Origin of the sequence: Stenotrophomonas sp. WED208 (assembly GCF_040984485.1) — a bacterium.
Lineage (GTDB): Bacteria > Pseudomonadota > Gammaproteobacteria > Xanthomonadales > Xanthomonadaceae > Stenotrophomonas > Stenotrophomonas riyadhensis.
The window spans coordinates 4,274,234-4,284,226 of the sequence record NZ_JAZARB010000001.1; the positions used below are offsets into that span (position 1 = coordinate 4,274,234).

The window sequence follows — 9,993 nt, forward strand, 5'->3', positions numbered from 1 at the left end:
AGCATGGGCTCGGCTACAGAGGCGAGGCGACACTGAACCGGTTGTCCGCCCGCTTCGCCAGCTCGCCCTGCACCCGTGCGATGCGCATCTCCAGATCGCCTTCCAGCAGCACGTACTCGACACCCTCTGCCTGCAGCTGCGCCAGGTACCACGCATGCTGCTGCGCCCTGAAGGCTTCGCCCACACGCGTACCGTCCTGGTCGAACGGAATATCCGGTGCGCACAGGAACAGCAGGTCGTAGCGTCGTCGTGCCGCCTGCCGCAGCGGCTCCGGTGCCGTGCCGAACATCCAGCCGCTGTACCCCAGCGTCACCCACGGCGTGGTATCGCAGAACAGCCAGCGATGCGCGCGCCGCGCGGCCTCCTCTTCGTGCTGTGGCTGTGTCATTGCAATGCGAAGCAGATCGTCCGGCGTCAGTTCTCCGCCCTGCTGCTCCCACAGGGTGCGGCCGTACTCCGGCACCCAGGCGGTCTGCAGGCGCTCGGCCAGCACGCGCGCCAGCGTGGTCTTGCCGCTGGACTCGCCACCGATGAACGCCACGCGCTGCACATGGCCGGCATACACCTGCGGTGCGAGGCCATGGCGATGCGCATGCGGATCGGCGCGCAGCTGGGTGCCACTGGCCTGGCCGACATCGAGCCAGCGTTCCAGCCGTTCATGTCGCACCGGTGCGTTGAAGCAGGCTGCCAGCGCATCGGAAAAACCGTCGCCGTAGTCCTCACCGGTGTACACCGCCTGCACCGGCCCACCGAACAGGTTCAGGCACAGCCAGGCGGTGAAGTCCCGCTGCACGTGTTCGTCATCACTGTCCTGCGGCAGCGCTCGCACGGGCAAGCCATGCTGCATGCACAATGCCGCCAGTCGCGCGTCATCCAGCACCGCCACCGTCGCCTGCGGGAAACGCGCACGCAGCCAGCGCTCGCGGCGCTCGGCGCTGTAGCCGGCAAAGCCCGGCTGCGACCAGCCGATCACCAGCAGCTGCTGGCAGCGCGTGGCGGCGAAGTCGATCAGGCGTTCGTGGCCGAGATGCAGCGGGCAGAACTTGCCCACTACCAGGCCGCGCGCAACGCGCTCAGGCAGCGGCATCGGCCGCCCTGGCCTCGTCGCGCATCAGGTGCCGCCAATGGCGCAGGGCCACCAGCGCATTGATCCAGAAGCCCACGTACAAGATCGAGGTCAGGTGCAGGCCACGGCTGTAGTACAGCGGCACCGCAACGGTGTTCACCAGCAGCCACACCCACCACGATTCCAGCTTGCGTCGCATCATCAGGATCTGCGCGATCACGCTCAACACCAGCACCGCCGAATCGATGTAGGGCGCATAGGCGTTGGTCAGCCGGGTCAGCATCCAGCCGTAGCCGAACGTGGCCACCACCGCCAGCGGCGCCAGCCAGGCCCATGCCCGCGGCCGCAGCGCGGTGATCGGCAGCGGCGCACCATGGTCGCCACGCAGCCACTGCCACCAGCCCAGCACGCTGATGGCGATGAAGAAGAACTGCAGCACCATGTCCGCGTACAGGTGCGATCGTTCGAACACAGCGGCAAACAAGGCGCAGCCAACGATGCCCAGCCACCAGGTGTGCACGTTGTTGCGGCCGGCCAGCAGGATCGAGCCGGCGACGGCGATGTTGGCAGCCAGCTCCAGCTGGAAGTTCGGATCGGACAGGTTCATCGCCCTATTGTCATGGATCCGCACGCTGCGTGGACAATCCGGTAGATCCACGCCATGCGTGGATGCCCCGAGCCACCCCACAAAAAGAAAGCCCCGCTTGCGCGGGGCCTCCTTCGTCCTGCGTCAGGCAATCGCCTGGATCAGAACTTGTACTGCATCGAAGCCGCCAGCACGTCGCCGCTGACCTTGTACTTGCCGGTCACGGTGTTGGCCGTGGCCGAGGTCGAGGTGATGTTCGGATCCTTGGTGAACAGGTGGGTGTAGCCCACGCTGTATTCCATCTTTTCCGAAGCCGCGTAGGTCAGACCCAGCGACAGCCACTTGCGGGTGGTGTCCGGCACGCGCACGTCGCGGTGGGCGTCGGTGGTCGGGGTCTGGTCGTAGGCGAGACCGCCGCGCAGGGTCAGCTTCTCGTTCATGCGGTACTCGGTACCGATCGACGCGAAGGTGGTGTCGCGGTAGTGGAACGGCAGCACGCTGTCCGGCTGGTTGGAGTCATACTGCACGGCAACCTGGTCGAACTTGCTCCAGGCGGTACGCGAGACGTCGGCCATGATCTTCCACTGGTCGTTCACGCGGTGGGTGAAGCTGACGGTGGCGCTGGCCGGCAGGGTGATCGAGGCACGACCCTTGCTGTCGATGAAGGTGCCCGGAGCGGCAGCGGCCAGGAAGGCTGCGGCGTTGCCCGGAATGGTGAAGTCGGCCTTGCCGTCGTTGATCTTGTGCTTGACCTGCGAGCGGTAGCTGAAGGCGATGTTGGTGCCTTCCACCGGGCTGACGGTCATGCCCAGGGTGTAGCCCATGGACACTTCGTCACCCTTGATGCGCAGGAAGCCATCGGCGGTGCCCGGAGCGAAGCCCTGCTGGGCCATGGCGACAGCGGCCTGACGCGAGGCGGCAGCAGCCTGGGCGGCGGTGCCACCGGCAGCCAGAACGGCAGCGGCAGCCTTCTGCTGGGCGCTGGCGTTGATCGCGGTGCCGGTATCGACGGCGCTGGTCAGGTCGACGTTCAGACGCTCGGCGAACACCGAAGCACCGAACGACAGGTACGGGTTGACGTCGTAGGAGAACGCCACGCCCAGGTCGATCGCCTGCAGCTCGGTCTTGACGCCGTTGTAGCGGCCGACCCAGTCACGGTCGTATTCGGTCTTGAAGCCGAACGGCACGGTCAGCGAGGCGCCGAAGTGCATGTTCTCCTTCTCGCCGAACGGCAGGTGGAAGTAGGCCGCCGGGACCGGGGCGATCATGCCGGCGTCGCCGCCGTTGCCGCCGGAAATCGGAGCGCCGTTGGCGTACTTGCCCTGGCCACGGAACTTGGCACCGAAGCTGATGGCGCTGACGTCGCCCTGCAGCATGGTGCCGTCGAGCAGGCGCATGGAGGCCGGGTTGGTGGCGATGACCGAGGCGTCGCCCTCGGCCGAGGTGGAGCCGGCGAACGCGCGGCCCAGGCCCTTGGCACTGTTTTCCTTCAGCTGGAAGGCGGCAGCGTTGGCGTCGGCGGCGGCCAGCGCACCGGCAACGCCGACGGCCAGCAGGGTCAGACGGGCAATGGTGGAAGCGGTTTGCATCGTAGTTCTCTCTCCGGTAAGCGGTGATGTTGCTCTGAGTGCGCCTGCGCCCGGCAGGTCCTGAGACCCATCGGAGCGCGCCGGATTCCCCTCCCGACATACGACGCCGTATGCGAGTATTACCCAGAGCTGTTAATGAAACAATAACAGCAGTGGCGGTTTTTTCGTCCCAAAAGCTGAACAGGACAATCCCCGCCGCAAGCGCCCGCACGCTAGGCTAGTGCCCATGTTCGTCTCCCTCCCGTCGCGCAAGAAGGCGGCCCTGCGCTGGGCCACGCCCGTGCTGTTTGCGGCACTGTGGCTGGCGTTCCTGTGGTCGATCTCGCGTCCGGACGATGCCCGCGGCAGCCTCTGGCTGGACTGGGGCGCCCTGTCCACCGGCCTGACCCACCCGCTGGACTGGTGGGCGACCCTGCAGGACGGCAGCGTGCTGCGCCTGTTCACCGCCTTGTTCCTGCATGCCGACTGGTCTCACCTGCTGGGCAACCTGGTGTTCCTGCTGATCTTCGGCCTGCCCGCCGAGCGGGTGCTGGGCCCGTGGCGGCTGCTGCTGCTGTTCCTGGTCGGCGGTGCGGTGTCCAATCTGGTGGCGATCTACACCATGGGCAGCCCGGACCAGATCATCATCGGTGCCAGCGGTGCGGTGTCCGCACTGATCGGCGCCTACCTGGCCCTGTTCCCGGGCGCGCGGCTGGGCGTGGTGATCCCGCTCGGCCTGTTCCTGGAGTTCGTGCGCGCCCCGGCCTACCTGCTGATCGGTGTCTGGGCCGCGTTGCAGGTCGTATTCGCCCATATCGGCCCCAGCTTCGGCATGGTGGCCTGGTGGGCGCACATCGGCGGCTTCGTGTTCGGCGTGGTGTACGGGGTCTACGTGCGGGCGGCCATCGCCCGCCGCCTGCGCAAGCGCCACGGCTTCTGACACCGGGTCGTGCCGGCCGCTGGCCGGCTCCACGCTCAGCCGCTCGTTCGTAGATCAGCCGAGCATGGCTCGACTCTGCAGAATCAGGGCTTGGCCGGAACCGGGGCGGGCTTGGCTTCCGGCGTGCTGTCCGCCTTCGGTTCGACCTTCGGCTCCGGCTTGGCTTCGGGCTTCGCCGCTGCAGCCTTCGCGGCCTTGGCAGCCTCCGCCTTGGCCGCTTCGGCCTTCAACCGCGCAGCCACCGAACCCGGGTTCTTCAGCTCGGCCAGCGCGTCGTTGATCGGGCCATCGCCCGGCAGCACCGCACCGGCGTGGTAGCCCTCGGTGCCTTCGTCGTCGCCGCGCAGATGGCCCGGCAGGGTCGCTTCGCTGTAGTCGCTCAGGCTGGCCGGCAGTGCATCCTCGGCCGGCGTGGCGGCGGGCTTCAGTTCGACATCCGGCACGATGCCGGTGGCCTGGATCGACTTGCCGCTGGGCGTGTAATAGCGCGCGGTAGTCAGCTTCACCGAATCGCCGTTGTCCAGCGGCAGCACGGTCTGCACCGAGCCCTTGCCGAAGGTGCGGCTGCCGACCACGCGCGCGCGCTTGTTGTCGCGCAGCGCACCGGCCAGCACTTCCGATGCACTGGCCGAACCGGCATCGGCCAGCACCACCACCGGTGCGCCCTTCAGCAGATCGCCCGGGGTCGCGTCGAAACGGGCATCGCTGATGCTGATGCGACCGCGGGTGCTGACGATGTTGCCCTTGTCGAGCAGATCATCGGCCACCTGCACCGCAGCAGTCAGCAGGCCACCCGGGTTGCTGCGCAGGTCCAGCACCAGACCCTTGAGCTGGCCACCGGACTGCTTCTGCAGCTGCTGCACGTGCTTCTGGAAGTCCGAACCGGTATCGGCCTGGAAGGTGCTCAGGCGGATGTAGCCATAACCCGGCTCCAGCAGGCGGCTGCGCACGCTGGTCACGCGGATGGTCTGGCGGGTCAGGCTGACATCGAACGGCTTCGGCTTGCCCTCGCGCACGATGGTCAGCACTACCTTGCTGCCGGCCGGGCCGCGCAGCGGTTCGCTGGCATCGATCGCACTGATCGGCTTGCCGTCGATGGCGATGATCAGGTCACCGGCGAGGATGCCGGCCTTGGCCGCCGGCGTGTCGTCGATCGGCGAGATCACCTTCATGCTGGCGTTGTCCGGCTGCTGCTGCAGTTCCACGCCGATGCCTTCGTAGGCACCATTGGCCTGCTCGTCGAAGGCCTGCGCGTCTTCCTTGTTGAAGTAGGTGCTGTGCGGATCGAGGTCGAGCAGCAGGCCACGCACCGCCGCCTGCATCAGCTTCTTGTCATCGACCGGGTCGACATAGGCGGCACGCACCGCGTTGTACACGGCCACGAAGCGGCGGATTTCCTCCAGCGGCACCTTCGAGGTCACCGCCTCCTCGCTGTTCGCTGCCTGCCCACTGGTTTCCTGGCTCGGAGCGGGCGCGGTCTGCTGCGCCCAGGACAGCGCTGGCAACAGGGCCAGCAAGAGGGTGGCGGTACGGGCTGCGCGCATGGATCACTCCTGTCGACGTTGGCATCGTGCCCAAGGCACATGCGTCGATTATGCGCGAAGCACAGCTAAATTCCCGTTGAATCCGCCCGCCACGCGACAGCGCCGGATTCAGCGCCGCTGCAGCCAGCTGTCGGGGTTGACCGGCTGCCCGCCCCGGCGCAGCTCGAAGTACAGCGCGGTCACGCCCTGGCCACCGGAATTGCCGACCTTGGCCACCGCATCGCCGCGGCTGACCCGCGCGCCGGCATCCTTCAGCAGGGTGTCGTTGTGGGCGTACAGGCTCATGTAGCCGTTGCCGTGGTCCACGATCAGGATCATGCCGTAGCCGGTCATCCAGTCGGAGAACACCACGGTGCCGTCGGCCACGGCGGTGACGGTGCTGCCGGCCGGCGCACCGATCAGTACGCCGCTGCTGGTGCGGCCATCGGGCAGCTTGCCGCCATAGCGCGCCAACAGGTTGCCGGACAACGGCCAGCCCAGGCCACCGACCTTCGGGGCCGGTGCGGACGCCACCGCCGGCGGAACCTTGGTGGGCGGTGGCGGCCGTCCCTGTGCCGCTGCCTGGCGTGCGGCACGTTCGGCGGCCGCCTTCTCCGCGGCCGCACGGCGTGCAGCCGCGCGACGCTCGGCCTCGGCACGGGCGGCGGCCGCACGCAGATTGGCCAGCAGTGTTTCCAGCGCCTTGGCATCCTGGCCCAGCGCCTGTTCCTTCTCGCGCTGGTCCTTGAAGCGCTCGTCCAGCGAGGCAACCGTCTTTGCGCGATCGCGGCGATCGACTTCCAGGGCCGCTGCCTGCTGCTTCTGGTCCTGCTGCGCGCCCTGCAGCTTCTGCTTGCGCTCGGCGATCTGCGCCTGCAGCGCTTCCAGTTCCTTCAGGTCAGCCGTCAGCGTGGTGATGCGCTGTGCCCGCTCGCGCTGCAGGTAGCGGTGGTAGGCCAGGGCACGGTTGGCATCGGCCACCGTGTCCTGCGACAACAGCAGTTTCAACGGTGCATGGTTGCCCAGCTGGTAGGCCGCGCGCAGCAGGCCGGCCAGCTCGCGGTGCTGCTGGGCGAGGTTGGCCTGCAACGTGCTGCGGCGCTGTTCGGCCTCGGCCAGGGCCCTTCCCTGCTCGCGCAGCGCGGTTTCGGTCTGCGCCAACGCACGGCCGGTGCGGGCCACCTTTTCATCTGCCTCACGCAGCTGCTGTGAGGCCTGGCCGCGCTGGCCCTCGATCTGCCGACGCTCCTGCGCCACGCCCTTCAGCTCACTGCGCAGCTTCTGCAGCTTGCGCTCGGTCTCGCGCGTGGTCTGCGCGGCGCCCGGCAGCGGCAGCGCCAGGGCGATCGCCAGCCCCAACAGCAGGCAGCGCCCGCCGCGCAAGGCGGCGATGTGATGTCGGCGTGATGGCAAGGCGTTGTCGCGCAAGGGCTTTCCAGTGACTTCAGGCAGTTGCAGGGGCTACCGGGGAATGGTGACATCTCCGCACGCGGCCTGCCAGCCGCACATCCATCGAGGTCCCCATGAAAGCTCTTTCCATTCCGCTGCTGTTGGGCGTACTACTGGCCACCGGGCCAGTCTGTGCCCAGGAGAACATCAGCAAGGTCAACGGCAGCATCAGCGCCGAAGCCGGCCAACGCTACGGCAAGCTGGATACCGTCAACGGCGGTATCCGCGTCGGTGAAGGCGTCGAGACCGGCAGCATCGATACCGTCAACGGCGGGGTGAAGGTCGCCGACCGCGCACGCACCGGCAAGATCGAAACAGTCAACGGCGGTGTGCGCCTGGGCCGCGAAGTCATCGCGCGCGGCAGCGTCAGCACTGTCAACGGCAGCATCTTCACCGACCGCGGCAGCGAGGTCGAAGGCGGCGTTGAAACCGTGAACGGCGGCATCGGTCTGGTCGAAAGCCGCGTCGGCAAGGACGTCGAGACCGTCAACGGTGACATCACCGTGGGCATCGGCTCGCAGGTCAACGGCGGCGTGCACGTGCGCAAACCGAACTTCAGCGTCTCGCTGACCGCCAGCCGCAAGCCGCGCGTGATCATCGGACCGAATGCGATGGTCAACGGCTCCCTGCAGTTCGAACGCGAAGTGGTGCTGTACGTGCATCGCACCGCCCGCATCGGGCCGGTCACCGGCGCCGAGCCGATCCCGTTCGATACCGAAACCGCCCCCGCGGACTGAGCGCACCGGCCTTCGGGTTCGGTGATACTCGCTGATACCGGTCGTACAAGACGTGCGGCCGCCCTTTGTTTCCCAGGAATCGATGATGCCCCGCAAACTCCTCCTGTGCCTGGCCGCTGCGGCCGCGCTCAGTGCCTGCAAAGGCGAAGACACGCCGGCCGCCGCGCCGGCCACCGACACCGCCGCTGCGAAGCCGGCCGCCCATCAGTTCTCCCCGGAGATCAACGCCGGCGATTTCGCCGAGATGGTCAAGACCCTGGCTTCGGATGAGTTCGAAGGCCGCGCCCCGGGCAGCAAGGGCGAGGAACTGACGGTCAACTACATCCGCGACCAGATGCAGCGCATCGGCCTGCAGCCCGGCAACGGCGACAGCTGGTTCCAGGATGTGCCGATGACCGAGACCACGGCCGACGAATCGACCGTGTTGAAGATCACCCAGGGCGGCAAGACCACCGAGCTGAAGTTCGGCACCGACATGGTGGTCGGCACCCGTACCGGCCAGGCCGAGGTGAAGGTCGATGCCAGCGACCTGGTGTTCGTCGGCTACGGCGTTGACGCGCCGGAGCAGAAGTGGAACGACTACGCCGGCCAGGACTGGAAGGGCAAGACGGTCGTCATGTTCGTCAACGATCCGGGCTTCCATGTTGATGACGCGAAGCTGTTCGACGGCAAGCGCATGACCTACTACGGCCGCTGGACCTACAAGTTCGAGGAGGCCGCGCGCAAGGGTGCCGCTGCTGCACTGATCGTGCACGACACCGCCGGCGCTTCCTATGGTTGGGACGTGGTGAAGAACTCCTGGGCCGGCCCGCAGTACGACCTGCCGGCCAAGGATGACCCGGAAGCACGTATCCCGGTGCAGGGCTGGCTGAGTGCCGACGCCGCCAAGGCGCTGTTCGCCGGTGCCGGCCTGGACCTTGCACAGGCTTACAAGGACGCCAGCAAGCGTGGCTTCAAGCCGGTGCCGCTGAAGGCGACCGCTGCGGTCGACCTGAAGAGCCAGATCGCGCAGAAGCAGTCGCGCAACGTGGTGGGCGTGCTGCCGGGCAGCAAGCGGGCTGACGAGGCCGTGCTGTACATGGCGCACTGGGACCACCTGGGCAAGCATGAGGGTGAGACCGGCGACAACATCTACAACGGCGCGGTCGACAATGCGACCGGCGTGGCCGGCATTCTCGAAGTGGCCGAAGCCATGGCCCACCAGGAGCCGAAGCCGGAACGTTCGGTGGTGTTCCTGGCCGTGACCCTGGAAGAGTCCGGCCTGCTGGGTTCGAAGTACTACGTCGCCCACCCGACCTTCCCGCTGGACAAGATCGCCGGTGTGATCAACATCGACGCGATGTCGGTAGCCGGCCGTGCCAAGGACGTGACCGTCACCGGCTTCGGCAGCTCGGAGCTGGAGGACATCCTCAAGCCGCTGGCTGCCGCCCAGGACCGTACCCTGCACGGCGAGACCTCGGTGCAGAGCGGCTTCTACTTCCGTTCCGATCACTTCAACTTCGCCAAGGCAGGCGTTCCGGCCCTGTACGCCGATGGTGGCGAAGACCTGCGCGAGGGTGGCGTGGACGCGGGCCGCAAGGCTGCAGCCGACTACGGCGCCAACCGCTACCACGGCCCGAAGGACGAGTTCGATGCGGCCACCTGGAAGCTGGACGGCACCGTGGAAGACCTGCAGCTGATGTACGGCGTGGGCAAGGAACTGGCCGGTGGTGATCGTTGGCCGAACTGGTACGAAGGCAACCCGTTCAAGGCTGCCCGCGACGCGATGATGAAGGACAAGGCCCCGGCCAAGTAAGTCGAGCCATGCTCGACTGATCATGGTTCAAGCCTGAGCGGCGCCCGACAGGGCGCCGCTTTTTTTGCGCTCCACACCATTGGTGGGTACCAACCTTGGTTGGCACTCTGCCATCGGTAGTCGCCAACCTTGGTTGGCGCCGCCGCTCGCGGCGGTTTCATCAACGCGCCTGCCGGCCAGCGGCCGGCACTACCGGTATTTCCTGAGCACAAAGAAAAACCCCGCTGCGTGAGCAGCGGGGTTTTGGGTGTAAACCCTGGCGATGACCTACTCTCGCATGGCTTGAGCCACACTACCATCGGCGCAGCTGCGTTTCACTTCCGAGTTCG

General features: G+C 67.1%; 8 protein-coding genes. 3 read left to right on the forward strand and 5 right to left on the reverse strand.

All coding sequences use genetic code 11. The annotated features are described in order from the left end of the window. Positions 1–13: 13 nt before the first annotated feature. The 3 genes from VPH47_RS19530 to VPH47_RS19540 all read right to left on the reverse strand — a co-directional run bounded on the left by VPH47_RS19530 (position 14) and on the right by VPH47_RS19540 (position 3,241). Positions 14–1,087, reverse strand: coding sequence for an AAA family ATPase (locus VPH47_RS19530; protein ID WP_368851550.1), 1,074 nt, complete (start codon positions 1,085–1,087; stop codon positions 14–16). After that, entirely contained in the window at positions 1,074–1,673 is a 600-nt protein-coding gene (gene pnuC, locus VPH47_RS19535) for a nicotinamide riboside transporter PnuC (protein ID WP_153856995.1), read from the reverse strand. Before pnuC ends, VPH47_RS19530 begins: the two co-directional genes overlap by 14 nt. Positions 1,674–1,813: 140 nt before the next feature. After that, entirely contained in the window at positions 1,814–3,241 is a 1,428-nt protein-coding gene (locus tag VPH47_RS19540; protein WP_153856994.1) for an outer membrane protein transport protein, read from the reverse strand. A gap of 226 nt (positions 3,242–3,467) precedes the next feature. On the opposite strand from VPH47_RS19540, the gene VPH47_RS19545 reads away from it, so the two are divergent. After that, positions 3,468–4,160, forward strand: coding sequence for a rhomboid family intramembrane serine protease (locus VPH47_RS19545; RefSeq protein ID WP_019662230.1), 693 nt, complete (start codon positions 3,468–3,470; stop codon positions 4,158–4,160). An 83-nt stretch (positions 4,161–4,243) separates the two neighbouring features. On the opposite strand, the gene VPH47_RS19550 is transcribed toward VPH47_RS19545, so the two are convergent. After that, positions 4,244–5,704 carry a S41 family peptidase gene (locus VPH47_RS19550; RefSeq protein WP_153856993.1) on the reverse strand — a complete coding sequence of 487 codons (1,461 nt, stop codon included), beginning with the start codon at positions 5,702–5,704 and terminating at the stop codon, positions 4,244–4,246. 108 nt (positions 5,705–5,812) lie between these two features. Further along, the gene (locus VPH47_RS19555; protein ID WP_180859637.1) at positions 5,813–7,111 is read right to left on the reverse strand and encodes a murein hydrolase activator EnvC; all 1,299 of its coding nucleotides are present in this window, start codon (positions 7,109–7,111) and stop codon (positions 5,813–5,815) included. Positions 7,112–7,206: 95 nt separating this feature from the next. Here VPH47_RS19555 and VPH47_RS19560 point away from each other — a divergent pair, with 95 nt between their 5' ends. After that, a complete protein-coding gene (locus tag VPH47_RS19560) occupies positions 7,207–7,869 on the forward strand; it encodes a hypothetical protein (protein WP_368851552.1) in 663 nt (220 codons plus the stop codon). Positions 7,870–7,954: 85 nt separating this feature from the next. Next, positions 7,955–9,664 carry a M28 family metallopeptidase gene (locus VPH47_RS19565; RefSeq protein WP_368851553.1) on the forward strand — a complete coding sequence of 570 codons (1,710 nt, stop codon included), beginning with the start codon at positions 7,955–7,957 and terminating at the stop codon, positions 9,662–9,664. Positions 9,665–9,993: the final 329 nt, after the last annotated feature.